The sequence below is a fragment of the Nonomuraea jiangxiensis genome (assembly GCF_900099965.1).
Lineage (GTDB): Bacteria > Actinomycetota > Actinomycetes > Streptosporangiales > Streptosporangiaceae > Nonomuraea > Nonomuraea jiangxiensis.
Map to the genome: position 1 here is coordinate 306,862 of NZ_FNDJ01000013.1, position 15,988 is coordinate 322,849.

The window sequence follows — 15,988 nt, forward strand, 5'->3', positions numbered from 1 at the left end:
TCACCTGTGACGGACGTGAACACCACTCCCCCGGCTGACCGCATCGAGCCGGTGGACATCCAGTCCGAAATGCAGCGCAGTTACATGGACTACGCGATGTCTGTCATCGTGTCCAGGGCGCTGCCGGACGTGCGCGACGGCCTCAAGCCGGTGCACCGGCGGGTGCTCTACGCGATGTACGACGGTGGCTACCGCCCCGACCGCGGCTACTTCAAGTGCGCCCGCGTCGTCGGCGACGTGATGGGCACCTACCATCCCCACGGCGACACCTCGATCTACGACGCGCTGGTGCGCCTGGCGCAGCCGTGGTCGTTGCGATATCCGCTGGTCGACGGGCAGGGCAACTTCGGCTCCCCCGGTAACGACCCGGCGGCGGCGATGCGCTACACCGAGTGCAAGCTCGCGCCCATCGCCATGGAGATGCTGCGGGACATCGACAAGGAGACCGTCGACTTCCGTCCCAACTACGACGGCAAGTCGCAGGAGCCGGACGTCCTGCCGGCGCGGTTCCCGCAGTTGCTGGTCAACGGCTCGGGCGGCATCGCGGTCGGCATGGCCACCAACATCCCGCCGCACAACCTGCGCGAGGTGGCCGCCGCGGTCAAGTGGGCTCTGGAAAACCCGCAGGCCAGCGACGAGGAGCTGCTCGAAGCGGCGATCAGGCTGGTCAAGGGGCCGGACTTCCCGACCAGTGCGCTGATCGTGGGCCGCCGGGGCATCGAGGACGCCTACCGGACCGGTCGCGGCTCGATCACCATGCGGGCCGTGGTCGAGGTGGAGGAGGACAAGGGGCGGCAGGCGCTGGTCGTCACCGAGCTGCCGTACCAGGTCAATCCCGACAACCTTGCGCTGAAGATCGCTGAGCTGGTGCGGGAGGGCAAGCTCACCGGCATCGCCGACGTACGCGACGAGAGCTCCTCGCGGGTCGGGCAGCGCCTGGTGATCGTCCTCAAGCGGGACGCGGTCGCCAAGGTCGTGCTCAACAACCTGTACAAGCACACCCAGCTCCAGGACACCTTCGGCGCCAACATGCTGGCGCTGGTCGACGGCGTGCCGCGCACGCTGCGGCTCGACCAGTTCATCCGGCACTACGTGGCGCACCAGATCGAGGTCATCGTCCGCAGGACCCGCTACCTGCTGCGCAAGGCCGAGGAGCGGGCGCACATCCTGAGCGGCCTGCTGAAGGCCCTGGAACGGCTCGACGACGTCATCGCGTTGATCCGGGCCTCGGAGTCGGCGGCGCACGCCCAGCAGGGCCTCATGGGGCTGCTGGAGATCGACGAGGTGCAGGCCCAGGCCATCCTCGACATGCAGCTGCGCAAGCTGGCCGCCCTGGAGCGGCAGGCCATCCAGGACGAGTACGACACGCTGATGACGCACATCGCCGAGTACAACTCGATCCTGGCCAGCGAGACCCGGCAGCGGGAGATCATCAACGACGAGCTGGCCGAGATCGTCGGCCGCTACGGCGACGAGCGCAAGACCGAGATCATCGCCTACGACGGCGACATGTCGATCGAGGACCTGATCGCCGAGGACGAGATCGTGGTCACGATCACCCGGGGCGGCTACGCCAAGCGCACCAGGACCGACCTCTACCGGGCGCAGAAGCGCGGTGGCAAGGGCGTACGCGGTGCGCAGTTGCGCCAGGACGACATCGTCGACCACTTCTTCGTCACGACGACACATCACTGGCTGCTGTTCTTCACGAACAAGGGCCGGGTCTACCGGGTGAAGGCTTACGAGTTGCCGGACGCCGGTCGTGACGCCCGGGGCATGCATCTCGCGAACCTTCTCGCCATGCAGCCCGACGAAACAGTCATGGAAGTCCTCGATCTGCGCGATTACAACGTCGCGCCCTATCTCGTACTGGCCACCCGCAGCGGGCTGGTCAAGAAGACGCGCCTGTCCGAGTACGACTCCCCCAGATCCGGCGGTCTGATCGCGATCAACCTGCGGGAGGACGACGAGGTCATCGGTGCCCGGCTCGTCTCCGAGGATGACGATCTGTTGCTCGTCTCCAAGGGGGCGCAGTCGATCCGGTTCACCGCTTCGGACGACGCGCTCCGGCCCATGGGCCGGGCGACTAGCGGTGTTATCGGCATGAGGTTCCTCGAAGGTGACGAACTTCTTGCCATGAATCGCATCGCGGACGGTCAAGACGTGCTTATCGCCACTAAGGCTGGGTACGCAAAACGGACGCCAGTGGAGCAGTATCCAGTTCAAGGACGTGGCGGTAGAGGGGTGCTGACCGCGAAAATCGTAAGTTCTCGTGGGAAGCTGGTCGGAGCCGTCATGGTCAACCCCGAGGATGAGGTCTTCGCGATCACGTCCGCCGGTGGGGTGATCCGGACGAGTGCCGGGGAGATCAAGCAGTCCGGCCGCCAGACCATGGGAGTGCGATTGATGAATCTCGCTGAAGGCGACAGCGTGGTGGCCCTCGCCCGAAATGCGGAGTCGATGGAGACTTCAGTGGAGACTGAGGAGACGGGGGAGGAGAGTAACTCATGAGCTCCCAAGGTGGCACCGCCAGGACGAAAGCGGCTTCCGGGAACGGACAGCAAGCCAAGAAGCCTACTGAGCCCGAGATCTTCAATGCCGTGGACGACGGTCAGGAAACCTCGCCCGCGCAGAGCAGGCCCATGATGCCGCAGGACGAGCCGGCCCGCGGCGCATCGCCTGCGCCGGGCCCGGCGTCTCCCGACGGCAACAACGAGACCTCCATCCACGTCCGTCCGTCGTCACTGACCTCGGAAGCTCCGCCGCCGGCGGTGGAGCTGCCCAGGAAGAAGTCCAACGCCGCCTCGGGGAGCCGGCTGCCCCGCAAGGCCCACCTGGTCCTGCGCCGCGTGGAGCCGTGGTCGGCCATGAAGTTCAGCTTCGTGGTCTCGCTGGTCTGCTTCGTGGTGCTCTTCGTCGCGGTGGCCGTCCTGTACGGCGTGCTCTCCGCCCTCGGGGTCTTCGACTCGATCGTCGACCTGGTCAACCAGCTCGGCCAGGGCGAGCAGGGACAGAGCTCGATCCCGATCGACATCGCCTCCTGGTTCGAGCCGGTGCGCATCCTGGGCTACACAGCGCTGATCGGGGCCGTCAACGTCGTCCTGATCACGGCTCTGGCCACGCTGGGGGCCGTCATCTACAACATCGCCTCTGACCTGGTCGGAGGCGTGGAGGTGACCTTCAGCGAGGCCGAATAGACCGCCCCTCGCGCCGTGCCGCCACGATCGGCACGGCGCGAGCAGCGCCCCGGAGGCGGTAAGCTTTACTCCATCCGAACGAACCGGTTCGCCTCCGCCCTAGGGATGCGATACGGTTCTTGGTGCGCGGGGCTATAGCTCAGACGGTTAGAGCGCTTCCCTGATAAGGAAGAGGTCCCAGGTTCAAGTCCTGGTAGCCCCACCCAGCTAGAAGGCCCGTCGGGATGATCCGGACGGGCCTTTGACGGCAACGGGGACGGCAACGTCACTCGCACTCAGTCCCCGAAGAGCTTCCCCGAGATCTTTTCGAGCGCTTCCCTGTGGGCGTCCTGGTCGCCGTGCGTGTAGATCTCCATGGTGACGGCAATGCGTGCGTGCCCCAAGATCTCCTTGGCGTCTCGGGGAGAGACCTTCAGGTCCTTCAGCATCGTGCCGGTGGTGTGCCGGAGATCGTGCAGCCTGATCCGGCGTAGCCCGTTGTCCTTTATCACCCGCTCGAAGGCGCGACCAAGGTTCGTCGGTTCGATGGGACCGCCCGTGCGCGACGCGAAGACCAGCCCGGAGTCCCGCCATTCCTCGCCGGCCTTGCGCTTGGCGTTCGCCTGCAAGCCCGCATGTTCGATGATCGCGTCTCTGACGAACGGGATCAGCGGGAGCGTCCTCTTGCCGGCAGCGGTTTTCACCGGCACCCGGACGAGCTTGCCCTTGATTCGCTGAATCTGCCATGCGATGCGAAGCGTGTTGTCGTCGAGATCCACGTCTTCCCACCCGATGCCGAGCACCTCACCACGCCGGAGCCCGTAAACCAGGAGCATGGCCAGCGGCAGATAGTACGGCAGTGGCTTGGCCGCCTTGAGGAATTGCCGAGCTTCGTCCACAGACCAGGGCCGAACTGTGGAGGGAGCAGGCGACGGCAGCGTGGTCAGGCGAGCCGGATTGCTAGGGATCAGTTCCTCTCGCATCGCCCGAGTGAGCGCAGCACTGAGCGTGACCTTCATCGCGTAGACCGTACCGACCGAGTGACCGGCGCTGATCTGCCGATTAAGGAACGTCTGGATCGTGGCCACGCGCAACCGGTCGAGGCGCTGTTTGCCGAGAGCCGGCTTGAGGTAGAGCCGGACCATCGTCTCGTACTTGGCGTAGGTCGTTGCCCGCAGCCGAAGAGGCGCTACGTGTTCGAGCCAATAGTCCAGGTACTCCCCCAGCTTCCAGGGTCGATCCGAGACCGGTTGGCCACGACGAGACCGGTCGAGCACTTCCACGAGCTTGCCGTGCACCTCCTCCCTGGTCTTGCCGTACTTCCGAACCCTCTTGTACGAGCCGTCCGACGCCAGAACGAAGGCAGCGCCCTCCCAACGCCCGTCTTTCCGCTGGTAAATGGTGCCTTCTCCGTTGGCCCGCTTGCCCTTCTTCGCCATCACGCCGCCTCCTCTCTGAGCCGAGTCACGAAGTTGTCCACAGCCGCCACCGGCACCCGCCGGCTGCGACCGACCTTGACCGACTCCAGTTCGCCCGATCTGATCAGGTTGTAGATCTGCCACCGACTCAACCCCAGGACCGCCATCACCTCAGGCACTCTTAACAGCCGTTGTTCGAGAGGAGCCACGTTCACGCCGCCACCTCCTCCCCGGTTGCCGAAAGATCGAGCTGTCTCTGGTGCAGGAGCGTGCGCCATCGCTGACGATTGGCGATCTCCACGAGGAGCCGTTGCCCGAGCGGCGGCAGGTTGGGATCACCGGCCGGGACGGGCTTCCAGGTGTAGCGGTTCGGGTCTTGATCCTCAGTTGCCGAAAGCCCAAGCGCTTCCAGAACCCAGGCGCGGCGGTCGGCGCGGTGATCGGTCAGGGTCTTGTTCGACCACTTGCGGGAGACCAGGACGCGCCGGCCGGGGTAGCCGAGGTGTTCGGCCTTGTGCGCCTTGCCCCGGCACCGGCCCGGAGCTTGGCCCGGTCGGGCGTTCTTCGGTTGGACGCCGTAGCGCAGCCAGTTCGGGCAGGTGGGCGAGCACGGCTCGTAGCGCAGCGCTTCGAGCATCCGGTCCGCGTGATCCTTCTGACGCTGGTTGTCCGGCTCGCAGGTCTCGGCGATCGACTTCGTCAGGTACTTGGTCAGATAGTGCCGGATCAGGTGATCGGCGCGGTCGGTGCCGCCGAGTACGCCCTTGGCGTCTACCTGGTCACCGAAGGACAGCACGTGCATCGGCTCGTCATCAGGTCCAATGGCATCGAGAGCTTCGTCCCAGGTGGGCAGGACCTCTCCGGTACGAGGGTCGAGGTAGCCGCATGCGTCATCCCAGACCGGCGTCTCGTCGCCGTCGAAGACCACGCGATCAGTGGAAGGCCACCAGACCTGATGGTAGGTGGCAGCAGCTATCTGCTTGATCTCGGCGCGGGAGAGCGTGCCCCGCATGGCGAGATGCAGGTGGGGGGCCAACCTCTTCTGCGGTTCGACAGTGGCGAAGTACTGCACGTCCCAGCCGGCCACGCGGCGAAGGTTCTGCACGAACCGGTCAACGAGCTTGGCGAAGTGGATCGCATCGCGAGCAGCCCGCGGATAGTCGTAGGAGGAGGGATCGACCGGTGCGCCGTCGAGGATGCGGCCATAGGACGGCAGGGTGAGCGTGAGGAACATCGAGGGCCGGAAGCGCTTGCCGTCCGGAGCTTCGTAGCAGCGCCCGAGCGTGCCGGCGACCTTCTTACGCTTGGGGAGATCGGGAGCGTCCTGGCGTCGCCTGGTCGAGCGATTACGGCCCGTGGAGGAGCGTCCGAGCACGCTGCCACGCAGCCCAGAGGCGCGCATGTCGGTTTCTACCTCTCGGATGGCGTCATCCCAGGGGGCGAGGTCTTCCCCGTCTTGCTCGGCCTGGTCGCGGTGCGTCTGGAGTTGGGCGCGCAGTTCGATCAGGTAGCGCTGTTCGTCGGTCGGCTCGTTTGGCGTGATGTCCGGTTCCGTCTCGGCGTGCCAGCCCTCCCGGCACTGTGCCTTGCGGAGCTGGAGGTTGCGCTTGGCGCACGGCGGGCACTTGCTTTCCAGGGTGGCCCCGCACGGGATGTCGAAGCGTTGAGCCTGCCCGGTGAGCGTGTCGAGCCGGTACATCGGCACCGGCCGGACGCACACGCCGTAGCTGATCGCGAGTTGGTCAACGACCTCCCGCGCGAGCGGCTGAGCCAGTCGCACCGCGCGGGGAGTCGAGCGATCGTTGCTGTTCACTTGGTCTTGCTCCGGGAGGTCCGCGCCGTGCGGGTACGGCGAGCAGGCTTGACCGGCTCAGGCTCAGCGACGACCAGGACGAGGGAGGACTGTCCGCACTCGCCGCAGGTGACCTGTTGCGTGGCCTGGTCGAGGGTGCACGTGCCCTTGGTCCGGCAGGTCGGGCAGCGGTGATCGGGCATGAGTTCGAGTCCGGTCATGGTCACGCCGCCTCTCCGCTCGCCTCGTGATCGGCCGGGGTCTGTTCGTCCTCGTTGGTCAGCCAGGCGACCATGTCGCGGATGTCGGAGTCGGCCACGTACGCGGCGCGGACTCTGACCGGTTGCGGCGAGGTGCCCAGCCGCACGTAAGCCGTCCCGGAGCCGACTGAAGGGTTCGCAGGGTCACGCGGGATGAGGTCGGCCACGGCCCCGCGCTGGCGGGCACCCTCCCCGAGGACCATGTCCACTTGCTCCGATTCATCCAGTCGCATCGCGATCCGGTCCGGGAACAGGTTGCGGATGTTCATGACCTCTTTACGAGGGTCTTGCAGCGCGGCCAGGACGCCCACGCCGACCGAGCGCCCCTGAGTCGTGAGCGTGGCGAGCGCCGCCTTGACGCGCTCCTTCAGGCCCTTGTCGTTCTGGTACGCGGTCAGGAATGCGACCTCATCCACCAGCACCAGCACGAACGGATACTCGATCGTGGGCGTGTGCGAGCGGTGATGACCGGCGTAGAGCCCGGCACGGTCCTGCATGAGCGTGACGACCTCTTCGAGTGCCTTGGCGCAGTCCTCCGGAGTCGAGGCATACCGACGGAAGATCCTGCGACCGTAGGACAGCTCCATGAGCTTGGGGTCCAGGGCGACGACTTCGACCAGCCCGGCACGGATCGCCGGCAGCAGCCCCCGAACGGCAGACCACAGGATCGAGCCCTTGCCGGCACCGGTAGCACCGGCGACCAGGACGTGTGTCCCATGCAGCTTCAGCATCCAGGGCTTGCCGTCCTCGCGCAGCCCGACCGGAACAGCGTGCAGAAGCACCCGCTCCGGAATGGGAAGCGCGGCAATCGGCTTGGCCAGAGGATCACGACGGGAGAACGTCAGTCGCAGCACGCCGGCCCGCGTGACGGAGACGCGGCAGTGACGCGAGCCGAAGGCATGAGCCAGGTGATCGGTCCGCCCGCTCCAGTCGGCCACCGACTGACCCTTGAGCATCTTGACCGTCACCTGGTCGGCGACGGGAGTACAGACCACGCGGACCAGACCGGGACGGTACTCCAGGCCCCTTGCCATCCGGGACAGGCCGGCCCCCGACATGGCGAACTGCCAGTGCGGACGGTAGATCCTGACGAGTCGCCAGTAGGCCAGCAGCCGCCAGCCGACCCAGCGGGCGAAGGACGCGCGATCGATCAGCGCCCACCCGGTGAGAGCCACGGCGATCGTGCCGAGCGATCCGGCCACCCACTCCCAGCCGTACCGCGCGACGACCGTGAGCACGGATAGAGAGACCAGGACGACGATCGGGTGCCGGTAGATGGCACGAGCCAGGCCCCGAAGGACACGCCATGCCAGGATGATGATCGTGATGAAGACGGGAGTCTGAACGACGGTCGGGCGGAACATCAGCGGTGCGCCCGGAGAGGTCGTGACCAAGTCCCCCGCTACCTCACCATGACTACGGCGAAGCATAGGATGGACACCTCCTTGATTCCTTTGAGCGGGATGAGTGGGAGATCAAGGGGCCACCGGAAGTTGCCGCTTCATGGTGGCCCCGCCTACATGTCAGGCCGCCGTCCTGCCGGCCTGGTCGAGCTGGAGAGCGTGGATGCGCTCGCACTCGGCGAGGAAGCGCTGAACCTCCGCCGCGAACTCCCGCACCGTGGTCAACACCTCCTGCGTGATCTGGTCGCGGCCGGCCGGACTGATGTTCACGTCCGCGCCGCAGATGCTCAGGCTCAAGATCGGCCCGTCCTGCGGATAGGCCAGGCACCTCATGCGCACGTCGGAGCCCAGGTGGAAGCTGACGGACGCGATCGACCTGCTCATGCCTGAGCCTCCTGGTTGTTGACCGGCGACAGGCCCCGCCATCGCCGCTCGATCTCGACCGCGAAGACCTGAGCCGCCTTGGCCAGCTCACGGGCGAAATCGACCGACTCAGCGGTGACCTTGTCGGCGTGCAGGCACACGCTGACGATCGAGTTGCCGGCACCCAGGGCCAGGACGGGAGTGCGGTCCGGGTAGGTGGTGCAGGTGGCCTGCCCCTTGCCGTCCACGTGCAGCGCGGTTCGCTGCCACGAGCCGCCCCTACGAGTCGCCATCACGCACCGCCGTCCTTGGCCGGAGCCGGCGCGGACCTGACGTTGTTCGGCTTGACCATGCCGGACGCCCGCAGCGAGTAGGCGAGCCGCCTCGTCTTCTCGTTCAGGTACGGGGTGACCGTCATGTTCGTGAACTCCACCGGCTCGAACATCTGGCCCGTGGGCGGAACCGGCTGCACGTCAGCCAGGATCTTCACCGACACCTCGCGCGACTTCGCGCCCAACTCCGGGTCCATGTCCATGACCCGGCACTGCCAGACCCGACCGCCCGTGACCTTGTCCTTCGCGGGCGAGCGCTTGCCCGACTTCTCGTCGTAGTCCTCCGCCTGAGCGATCGAGCCCGGCACCAGCACGCAGCCGGCCGGGAACACGTCCTCGAACCTCACCGAGAACCTCATGCCATTCGTGAGAGCCATTGCCTTCCTTTCTCCTTGCTGACTAGGCGACTACTCGTCTAGAGGAGTTGTGCTACTTCTTTTGTACTCCTCTAAAAAGATTTGTAAACCCTTATCGCGCAGGCAGTTCGTAGGACAGGACGTACGCGTCGCTGGACATCACCGTGTCACATACCTCTACTGGTGTGCCGTCCGCCGCGTAGGCCGTGCGGACCAGGTGAAACACGGGAACGCCGGGCGCAAGCTTGAGCGCTCGGATCTCATGGCGCAGCGGCATTCGAGACTTGATCTCCTCCACGAAACGATCAAGGCGATAGCCCTTCTCCTCAATGCGTGCGTAGATACCGCCTGGTCCGCTATCGGGCTCCATGATCTGTGTGCCCTTGGCGATCTCCAGAGGTACGTACGAGACCGCCGTCTCGACCGGTTGCCCATTGATCAGATAGCGGCGGGATCTTGAGGCGACCCGATCTTTGGCTCCGAGCTGGAGGCGGGTCGCTATGTCTGCCGGGGGCATCGTCTCTGTAATTTCGATCGAGTCCACCGACGGTTTGCCGCCGGCTCCCTCCGTCTCGGCGATGAACGCTGCCTTGCCCTGCTCGCGATGACGCCGGGCGAACCGGTCGGAAGCGAGTCGACGTACCGGAGGATGCGACCGAACGAAGACGCCTCGCCCGTGCTCAGCCACCGTCAGACCCTCGCTCTGGAGGACCTGGAGCGCGTTCCTGATCGTCATCCGCGCGACACCGTAATGTTGCATGAGCCGAGCTTCTGAGGGCACCCTGTCACCTTCGGTGAGTTGGCCTCGCTCGATCGCCTCGCGAATGTGATCAGCGATCTGACGGAAGACGGCCCGATCGCTGATCGGGTCCAGGTCCGGCAAAGGTAGCGATTCGGCCACCGGGCAACTCCTCAACTCGTACATACGTGTACTACTGTCCATGGTAATGAGACATCCAGCGCGGAGGTAGAAGATGAACCGCCAGAACGCCCACTCAGTGAGTGTGGCCGGCGTAATCATCGATGATCAGGGCCGCGCGCTGCTAATCCAGCGGCGGGACAACGGGCATTGGGAAGCGCCCGGGGGCGTGCTGGAGCTGGACGAGGACATCACCGCCGGACTCCTTCGGGAAGTCAGAGAAGAGACCGGGCTCCAGGTCGAGCCGGTGACCTTGACCGGCGTCTACAAGAACATGGCGCGCGGAATCGTCGCGCTCGTCTTCAGGTGCAAGGTTGTGGGGGGTGAGCCCACCACCAGTGATGAGACTCGTGATCTCCGATGGGTTACGGGCGAAGAGGTAGCGTCGCTTGCTGACGAGGCATTCGCGATTCGGGTGCTGGATGCCATGGGAAGCAACTCCACGCCAGCCGTACGCCAGCATGACGGAGTTCATCTGATCAGGGGTTAGCTTGCCGAATTGCCATTGTGAGTATCAAGGCGGCGGCGCAAGCGCCGCCGCTCGCGCGGCCCTCCCCGCGCGAGCATGCGGCCTGGGGGCCGGTCTCGCGCGGGAGCCGCGCGCGGTCGGTGAGCGAGCTACAGACCCTCATGGATAGTGGCAGTTCCCCGAGGGAGACGGTTCCCCGTGGGCAGGTACGCGGTCTTTATTGCCTCCGGCGGGGGCCACGACTCCGGGATGATCGAGAGAGCTGGACCTGTCGGGTAGTCAGTGGTTGAGGTGGGCCGATGTCCCGTCTGCCACGTCCCAGGTGAAACCCAGCAGGTTCAAGGCTTGGGGCCAAGGTCGTTCTTCCAGTTGGGAGCTCCACCTTGACCCCAAGCCTTGAACCCGCTGCCTTGCAGGTGGGACGCGGCAGACGGGACGATCGGCAGGGGAGCTAGTGAGCGTCCGCACGGGCATCGAAGACCCGGACTTTGACGGCAACGGAGACGGCAACGATCCCGAACAACACCGCATGATCTCGTTCAGCCATAACAGGGCCGGCCGTGGTGAGGCTCGTCGGACACAGCCCATGATCGTGCTGATAAGGAAGAGGTCCCAGGTTCAAGTCCTGGTAGCCCCACAGTGTTTCACCAGCTCAGAGGCTAGATCCCAAGATCGAGGATCTGGCCTCTTGATCGTTTGACCGTCATTTGACCGTGGCCGCGAACGTCGTGACCGTTTGGTCGGTCATCGGCACCCTGTACGAGCAAGGACGCCTGAGCCTGGACGATCAGCTCGGCGCGCTCATGCCGGATCTCCGCGGCTACCAGCTCGCCCAGGTCACCGTACGCCACCTGCTGACCCACACCGCGGGCGTGCCCCTGCGGGCCAACCTCCGAAACCTCTACGGCACGGACCCCGACCAGATCCGCACCGGCGTCCTGTGCGAGCCTCTGCACCGCCCTCCAGGCGAAGCCGTCGAATACACCGACCGCGCCGCCCTCATCCTCGGCTTCCTCGCCGAACACCTCCGCTTCCCCCCGAACACGTCCAGCACTGTGCGCCCACCGAGCATGACGAGTCCTTCGGCCGGCATCTCAAGGGCACCGCCCATGACTTTTCCGCCCGGTTGCTCGGCGGCGTCCGCGGAATCGCCGGAGCCTTTCCACTGTGGCAGACCTCGCGACGTTCCTGCAGCACGTCATCGAACCCCGGCACCAGAAGCGGGATCAGCGCGACCTGGATCGACGAGTCGTTCCAGGTCCACACCGGTGACCTGCTTCCGGCGCGGGGCCTGTTCTGGAACCCCGCCCCCGGCACCGACCCTGCGGACGGCATTTACGTGCACTACGGCTTCACCGGAACCGGCATGTGGGCCTCACCCAAACAAGGCCGCTGGGCCGTCCTGCTCACCAACAAGCTTTACTACGGCCGCGACCGCCAAGCACTCATCGAGATTCGCAACGCCTTCTGCGCTTCGGCATTTGAGTGAAGCCTTGTAAGAGAGGTGGCTGATGAAAGGACGGGCTGACGCAAGAGGTGTTGATCACGTCATGACACGAGGTGGCGTGGGGGTGGTGGGGCCGTGATCGTCAGACGTCGAAGACGCTCACACCGTCGGGGCCGATCAGCAGCCCAACACGATGAGGACGATGCCCCACAGGATGTCACCGCGAGCCAGAAGCTGAAGAATCGGGGTTAATCGAGGTCATCGGCCGGCACGAGGTACGTGGTGTGAGTCGATTCCAGCCAGTCCCTGTCAATCTGGTGGCCGACCATTCGGCCGATCACGGTCAGTGCTGAGGTGAAACTCTCTCGAGGCTCGATAGCGGGTTCGCCGGGGTCGTCATCGTCGATGTTGAATCGCAGGCCATGTAAGTACGGGTCGAGAGCGTTCGGATTGCTCCCGGACCGGTCGCTTGTGTCGAGAATGTCGAGCACCGTGACCAGTTCGCCGTCTCGCGCGTATTTGAGCACGGTCTCACCGTGGAAATCCCAGCTGACGGCCAGAATCCGCCGCCCGCATCCCGACAAGGTGAGCAGTGCTTCGTCCTCCGTGGAACGGTAGTCGCTGATGATCAGCGTCCAGTTGCCGATTCGACCGAACAGCAAGCCTGCCGCTTCGCTGCCACTCCCGTCGGAGCCTGAGCCCCACCCGGAGAAGCTGTCGGGCGCACCGGAAGCCGGATCGCCATTCAGTATGACGACTGCTTCTTCGACTGGGATGCCTTCCACCCACACGGCGTAGAACTGCTGCATCGAGGCATCGCTGGGGTCGTACGAGCGGAGCAGTTGATACAGGTCGTCTGTCGCCACGAATTCAGCCTCCTGGCAGAGGGGTCGCCCGCCCGGCCACTGCGGACCGGGCGGACGATCGCGTTACTGTGCGGGTGTGCTCTTGACGCTTACCCAGAACCGGTCACCATTGGGCCGCTTGGGCGCGTCCGGCAGGAGGACTCGGTAGCGTGCGTAGAACACTCCCAAGTACCATCCATCGCTTCTGTTGTTCTTCAACGGGACGCCTCGGACAGAGAAGTTTTGGTCGCCCCATCCTGGCCCGTCCTTGACGGAGCTGAAGGGGAACTCGTCGCAGTCACCGACCACCTTCGCATCCATGCACGCCTTTCTGCGTGCCGAGACCTGAACGGATCCCCATGTGCGTCCCTTGGGGTCGCCAGGGCGCAGTTCGCTCTCGTTGATTCGTGTCAGTGGGGCGCGGGTGTCGGCCGTCGTTCCGTTCCAGTTCCCAGGAATCACCTTCTGCCCTGGATCCTTTTCGGGTTTGGTGGCGTCGGGGTGTTGAACGCGGCCCAGATGTGCGCTGCCACCGGCCCTCGCTTGGCGTGGTTCACGTCCGTTTGGTAGATGCGGCTCACGTCAGGGAAGATGCAGGCGCCCGTGTAGCGGACCCGCTTTTCCTCCGGCCCAGTTGCCTGGGGAGCCTGGGCCCAGTGGCTCGTCGTCGCAGCGAACGGTCGCCGGGGTCCAGATTCCGTTCTCTGAATCTTGGTCGATCTTGCCCCAGAGCGGCCAGTTGTCCCGCTCGGTGTCAGGGGAAAGACGGTCGAACGTCACCCAGGGGAAGAAGCTGCACCTGCGTACCGCTCCTGTGGAACTCTCGGACTTGAAGGATCTCACGAACCGACGGGACGCACTCAAGCTGGGCGTGGCCACCACGGTGAGCCAGGTGGTGGGCGAGGTCGCGTACGAGGCGATGGGGTTCGCCCGGCGCGCCGGCACCTGCTTCTGCGCGCGGTGCTGCTTTTCCTAGAAGCCGATCGGCTCGCGCACCAGTACGACCGTGCCGCGCTCGGGAAGGGCCTCGCGCTCCATGATGAGGATTTTGCCGATGAAGGACGACTGGCCGAGCGCCTGAAGCCGGAGGTGTTCCCGCGGCAGGCTGTACGAGCGGATCCGGCGCAGCGCGGTCTCCAGGTCAGGCACCACCTTCTGGGCGCCGACCACCCAGATGACCTTGCGGGCTCCTGAGGCGTACGGGGCGAGTTGGCTGCCGCTCGCCGAGGCGACGACCAGGTGGCCGTCCTCGGTCACCGCGTGCACGCTGCCGATGACCACTTCGGCCGCGGCGCCCAGGCGGATGCGGGCCTGAACGTCGTCACCGAGATCCCCGGCCTGCGCGCGTACAGAGGCGAACTTGCCGGAGTCGTCGATGTCGGCGGCAATACCGGACAGCCGGAGCGTCTCGCTGGAGGTGGTGAAGACGCTCTCGTCGCGGGGAAGCAGATCAGCGACGAGAGCGCGGGCCTCGGCGACGGTGTCGACGACGTGCACCAGGTAGCCGTTCGCCCGTAGCGTGGCGGTCGCACGGTCCACCTGTGCCGCCGCCGCGGCAGCGGCGAACGCCTCATCGGGCACGGCAGTCTGTACGGACATGTGGATCCTCCGAAGTCAAAGATGGTTCTGACTAGTAACCGGGATCATTCTGCGTAAGGCTAAATCCCTATCGGAAGAGGGCACTTTTTCTTGCCTCGGTGATCTGGAGAGAACCATGCACGTCAAGGAATCAGTCGATGGCGCGAGAGCCGTCCGGTCCACGCCGTCGGCCGCGCTGAAGGCACGCGACGAGATGACCTGTCAGGTCCGCGACATCCTGAACCGCGTTGGGGACAAGTGGACACTGGCCGTGGTCAACGAACTCGGCCACGGTCGGCGCCGCTTCAACGAACTCAAGCGCACCGTCCCCGGGATCAGCCAGCGCATGCTGACCGTCACGCTACGTGTGCTCGAACGTGACGGGCTCGTCTCCCGCAGCGTGCATCCGGTGGTGCCGCCGCGCGTCGACTACGAACTGACGCCGCTCGGCCGCACCCTGCTGGAGCGGGTTTGGGGGCTGATCGACTGGGTGCTGGAGCACCATGACGACATCGACGAGGCTCGCGGTCGATACGACACCCAGCAGGAGACCCCTTCGGGTCTGTAGCCGAATCGCCTGTAGCCGAATCGCCTGCGGCCGGGTCGGCGGCCGCGGCAGGACGTACTCGAAGGTCCGGTGCGCCTTCTCCAGGCGCCGACCATCTCAGGACCGAGCCCGAACACGGAGGCGAGCGCAGGCAGGATGACGATGGACGGCAGCGCGAAGACGATCACCAGGCTCGCGCTGTAGGCCGGTTGCCGGCGGTCGGCCCGCATGGCTCCGGCCGCTGCGATGGCGGCGCTGACTCCGCAGGTTGACACGGTGCATGGGAGCAGGGCGGGGGCTTGTCGTCGAGCCCTGGCATGCCGTCCAAAGCCACCAGGCGATCAGCACAATACGTGGAACGATGGCAGGCCCGGCGGCGGTCACGATCGCCTGAGGTCGGTGGCGGGCGTCCGGCAGCACCAGGACCAGGAAAGACGGCAGGCCCGAGTGTGCCGCGAAGCTCTGGGCTCAGTTCCTGGCCGCGCGGGCGGCCGCGATCGTGTCGAAGTCCGGGATGCGCTGGGAGATCGGGTCGCCGGTGAAGTCGCCGATCCAGCCGTCGTCGTCGTGGAAGAAGCGGATGGCGGTGAAGTCCGGCCGGGTGCCCATGTCGAACCAGTGTGTGGTGTTCTTGGGCACGCTCAGCAGGTCGCCGGCCTCGCAGAGCACGGCGTGCACCTTGCCGTTCACGTGCAGGTAGAAGATGCCGGAGCCGGCGACGAAGTAGCGCACCTCGTCGTCGTCATGGGTGTGCTCGTTCAGGAACTTCTGCCGGGCCGCGGCGGCCCGCTCGGGCCAGTCGGCGCTGTCGTCCGGATGGAGTTGGGCGACGTCGACGAAGGTGTAGCCCTCCTCGGCGATGACGCGGTCCACCTCCGCCCGGTAGGCCGCCAGGATCTCCTCCTGGCCCGCGTCCTCGGGCAGGTCGCCGGCCACCTGCCAGTGGCGCAGGACGACGTCGATCTCTTTGAGCGTCGCCGCGATCTCCGCGGCGTCGTCGGACTCCAGCAGTGTCTCGGGCTGCTCGTCGTCGGTGTAAACGGTCAGGTACGTCATGATCTATAGTCTACAATACATGCATGA

The 15,988-nt window shown here is 65.6% G+C and carries 19 protein-coding genes, 1 tRNA gene and 2 pseudogenes; 8 read left to right on the forward strand and 14 right to left on the reverse strand.

Annotated features, from left to right (window positions below; genetic code table 11):
* The first annotated feature begins 6 nt into the window (after nucleotides 1–6).
* The 3 genes from gyrA to BLS95_RS28685 all read left to right on the forward strand — a co-directional run bounded on the left by gyrA (nucleotide 7) and on the right by BLS95_RS28685 (nucleotide 3,399).
* Nucleotides 7–2,511 (forward strand): DNA gyrase subunit A, encoded by a 2,505-nt coding sequence (gene gyrA / locus BLS95_RS28675; protein ID WP_090937856.1) that lies wholly within the window; start codon nucleotides 7–9, stop codon nucleotides 2,509–2,511.
* Nucleotides 2,508–3,197, forward strand: a complete 690-nt coding sequence (locus tag BLS95_RS28680; protein WP_090937859.1) for a DUF3566 domain-containing protein — start codon at nucleotides 2,508–2,510, stop codon at nucleotides 3,195–3,197. Before gyrA ends, BLS95_RS28680 begins: the two co-directional genes overlap by 4 nt.
* Before the next feature lie 128 nt (nucleotides 3,198–3,325).
* A tRNA-Ile gene (locus BLS95_RS28685) sits at nucleotides 3,326–3,399 on the forward strand.
* A gap of 73 nt (nucleotides 3,400–3,472) precedes the next feature.
* On the opposite strand, the gene BLS95_RS28690 is transcribed toward BLS95_RS28685, so the two are convergent.
* The 9 genes from BLS95_RS28690 to BLS95_RS28730 form a co-directional block, all read right to left on the reverse strand.
* Complete coding sequence (locus BLS95_RS28690; RefSeq protein ID WP_245765345.1) at nucleotides 3,473–4,615, reverse strand: tyrosine-type recombinase/integrase; 1,143 nt, start codon at nucleotides 4,613–4,615, stop codon at nucleotides 3,473–3,475.
* Nucleotides 4,615–4,809 carry a helix-turn-helix transcriptional regulator gene (locus BLS95_RS28695; RefSeq protein ID WP_245765333.1) on the reverse strand — a complete coding sequence of 65 codons (195 nt, stop codon included), beginning with the start codon at nucleotides 4,807–4,809 and terminating at the stop codon, nucleotides 4,615–4,617. The genes BLS95_RS28690 and BLS95_RS28695 overlap by 1 nt, the downstream gene beginning before the upstream one ends.
* Entirely contained in the window at nucleotides 4,806–6,407 is a 1,602-nt protein-coding gene (locus tag BLS95_RS28700; RefSeq protein ID WP_090937867.1) for a replication initiator, read from the reverse strand. The genes BLS95_RS28695 and BLS95_RS28700 overlap by 4 nt, the downstream gene beginning before the upstream one ends.
* A complete protein-coding gene (locus BLS95_RS28705; protein WP_176993419.1) occupies nucleotides 6,404–6,613 on the reverse strand; it encodes a hypothetical protein in 210 nt (69 codons plus the stop codon). The genes BLS95_RS28700 and BLS95_RS28705 overlap by 4 nt, the downstream gene beginning before the upstream one ends.
* Entirely contained in the window at nucleotides 6,610–8,040 is a 1,431-nt protein-coding gene (locus tag BLS95_RS28710; RefSeq protein WP_245765334.1) for an FtsK/SpoIIIE domain-containing protein, read from the reverse strand. The genes BLS95_RS28705 and BLS95_RS28710 overlap by 4 nt, the downstream gene beginning before the upstream one ends.
* 129 nt (nucleotides 8,041–8,169) lie before the next feature.
* Nucleotides 8,170–8,433, reverse strand: a complete 264-nt coding sequence (locus BLS95_RS28715; protein WP_090937878.1) for a hypothetical protein — start codon at nucleotides 8,431–8,433, stop codon at nucleotides 8,170–8,172.
* Nucleotides 8,430–8,705, reverse strand: a complete 276-nt coding sequence (locus tag BLS95_RS28720; protein WP_143043905.1) for a hypothetical protein — start codon at nucleotides 8,703–8,705, stop codon at nucleotides 8,430–8,432. The genes BLS95_RS28715 and BLS95_RS28720 overlap by 4 nt, the downstream gene beginning before the upstream one ends.
* Nucleotides 8,705–9,121 (reverse strand): transcriptional regulator, encoded by a 417-nt coding sequence (locus tag BLS95_RS28725; RefSeq protein ID WP_090937884.1) that lies wholly within the window; start codon nucleotides 9,119–9,121, stop codon nucleotides 8,705–8,707. The genes BLS95_RS28720 and BLS95_RS28725 overlap by 1 nt, the downstream gene beginning before the upstream one ends.
* A 91-nt stretch (nucleotides 9,122–9,212) precedes the next feature.
* Complete coding sequence (locus tag BLS95_RS28730) at nucleotides 9,213–10,001, reverse strand: GntR family transcriptional regulator (RefSeq protein ID WP_218136019.1); 789 nt, start codon at nucleotides 9,999–10,001, stop codon at nucleotides 9,213–9,215.
* A 73-nt stretch (nucleotides 10,002–10,074) separates the two neighbouring features.
* Between BLS95_RS28730 and BLS95_RS28735 the strand changes: the two genes are divergently transcribed.
* The 3 genes and pseudogenes from BLS95_RS28735 to BLS95_RS59575 all read left to right on the forward strand — a co-directional run bounded on the left by BLS95_RS28735 (nucleotide 10,075) and on the right by BLS95_RS59575 (nucleotide 11,977).
* Complete coding sequence (locus BLS95_RS28735; RefSeq protein ID WP_090937890.1) at nucleotides 10,075–10,509, forward strand: NUDIX hydrolase; 435 nt, start codon at nucleotides 10,075–10,077, stop codon at nucleotides 10,507–10,509.
* 782 nt (nucleotides 10,510–11,291) lie between these two features.
* Nucleotides 11,292–11,453 (forward strand): annotated as a pseudogene (locus BLS95_RS59890) (hypothetical protein); the annotation flags it as partial.
* A gap of 161 nt (nucleotides 11,454–11,614) precedes the next feature.
* Nucleotides 11,615–11,977 (forward strand): hypothetical protein, encoded by a 363-nt coding sequence (locus BLS95_RS59575; RefSeq protein ID WP_342742775.1) that lies wholly within the window; start codon nucleotides 11,615–11,617, stop codon nucleotides 11,975–11,977.
* Between the two features lie 206 nt (nucleotides 11,978–12,183).
* Here the strand turns inward: BLS95_RS59575 and BLS95_RS28745 are convergent, their stop codons facing one another.
* A complete protein-coding gene (locus BLS95_RS28745) occupies nucleotides 12,184–12,801 on the reverse strand; it encodes a DUF6461 domain-containing protein (protein WP_090937893.1) in 618 nt (205 codons plus the stop codon).
* Nucleotides 12,802–12,864: 63 nt separating this feature from the next.
* Nucleotides 12,865–13,101, reverse strand: a complete 237-nt coding sequence (locus BLS95_RS59895) for a NucA/NucB deoxyribonuclease domain-containing protein (protein WP_090937896.1) — start codon at nucleotides 13,099–13,101, stop codon at nucleotides 12,865–12,867.
* A gap of 508 nt (nucleotides 13,102–13,609) precedes the next feature.
* Between BLS95_RS59895 and BLS95_RS55900 the strand changes: the two genes are divergently transcribed.
* Entirely contained in the window at nucleotides 13,610–13,756 is a 147-nt protein-coding gene (locus BLS95_RS55900) for a hypothetical protein (RefSeq protein ID WP_176993420.1), read from the forward strand.
* Here the strand turns inward: BLS95_RS55900 and BLS95_RS28755 are convergent.
* Nucleotides 13,753–14,379 (reverse strand): lactate utilization protein, encoded by a 627-nt coding sequence (locus tag BLS95_RS28755; protein ID WP_090937899.1) that lies wholly within the window; start codon nucleotides 14,377–14,379, stop codon nucleotides 13,753–13,755. The genes BLS95_RS55900 and BLS95_RS28755 overlap by 4 nt on opposite strands.
* Nucleotides 14,380–14,494: 115 nt before the next feature.
* Between BLS95_RS28755 and BLS95_RS28760 the strand changes: the two genes are divergently transcribed.
* A complete protein-coding gene (locus BLS95_RS28760) occupies nucleotides 14,495–14,926 on the forward strand; it encodes a winged helix-turn-helix transcriptional regulator (RefSeq protein ID WP_090937901.1) in 432 nt (143 codons plus the stop codon).
* A gap of 140 nt (nucleotides 14,927–15,066) precedes the next feature.
* Here the strand turns inward: BLS95_RS28760 and BLS95_RS58145 are convergent.
* Together BLS95_RS58145 and BLS95_RS28770 are read right to left on the reverse strand one after the other, a co-directional pair.
* Nucleotides 15,067–15,180 (reverse strand): annotated as a pseudogene (locus BLS95_RS58145) (putative sulfate exporter family transporter); the annotation flags it as partial.
* Between the two features lie 193 nt (nucleotides 15,181–15,373).
* A complete protein-coding gene (locus BLS95_RS28770; protein ID WP_090937904.1) occupies nucleotides 15,374–15,961 on the reverse strand; it encodes a 1,2-dihydroxy-3-keto-5-methylthiopentene dioxygenase in 588 nt (195 codons plus the stop codon).
* Between the last annotated feature and the right edge of the window lie 27 nt (nucleotides 15,962–15,988).

Excerpts from the sequence above, each read along its gene's own strand:
- BLS95_RS28760 (WP_090937901.1), top strand. The coding sequence starts at position 14,495 with ATGCACGTCAAGGAATCAGTCGATGGCGCGAGAGCCGTCCGGTCCACG.
- BLS95_RS28720 (WP_143043905.1), bottom strand. The coding sequence starts at position 8,705 with ATGGCGACTCGTAGGGGCGGCTCGTGGCAGCGAACCGCGCTGCACGTG.
- BLS95_RS59895 (WP_090937896.1), bottom strand. The coding sequence starts at position 13,101 with ATGGATGCGAAGGTGGTCGGTGACTGCGACGAGTTCCCCTTCAGCTCC.
- BLS95_RS28735 (WP_090937890.1), top strand. The coding sequence starts at position 10,075 with ATGAACCGCCAGAACGCCCACTCAGTGAGTGTGGCCGGCGTAATCATC.
- BLS95_RS28755 (WP_090937899.1), bottom strand. The coding sequence starts at position 14,379 with ATGTCCGTACAGACTGCCGTGCCCGATGAGGCGTTCGCCGCTGCCGCG.
- BLS95_RS28725 (WP_090937884.1), bottom strand. The coding sequence starts at position 9,121 with ATGGCTCTCACGAATGGCATGAGGTTCTCGGTGAGGTTCGAGGACGTG.
- BLS95_RS28770 (WP_090937904.1), bottom strand. The coding sequence starts at position 15,961 with ATGACGTACCTGACCGTTTACACCGACGACGAGCAGCCCGAGACACTG.
- BLS95_RS28690 (WP_245765345.1), bottom strand. The coding sequence starts at position 4,615 with ATGGCGAAGAAGGGCAAGCGGGCCAACGGAGAAGGCACCATTTACCAG.
- BLS95_RS28680 (WP_090937859.1), top strand. The coding sequence starts at position 2,508 with ATGAGCTCCCAAGGTGGCACCGCCAGGACGAAAGCGGCTTCCGGGAAC.
- BLS95_RS28715 (WP_090937878.1), bottom strand. The coding sequence starts at position 8,433 with ATGAGCAGGTCGATCGCGTCCGTCAGCTTCCACCTGGGCTCCGACGTG.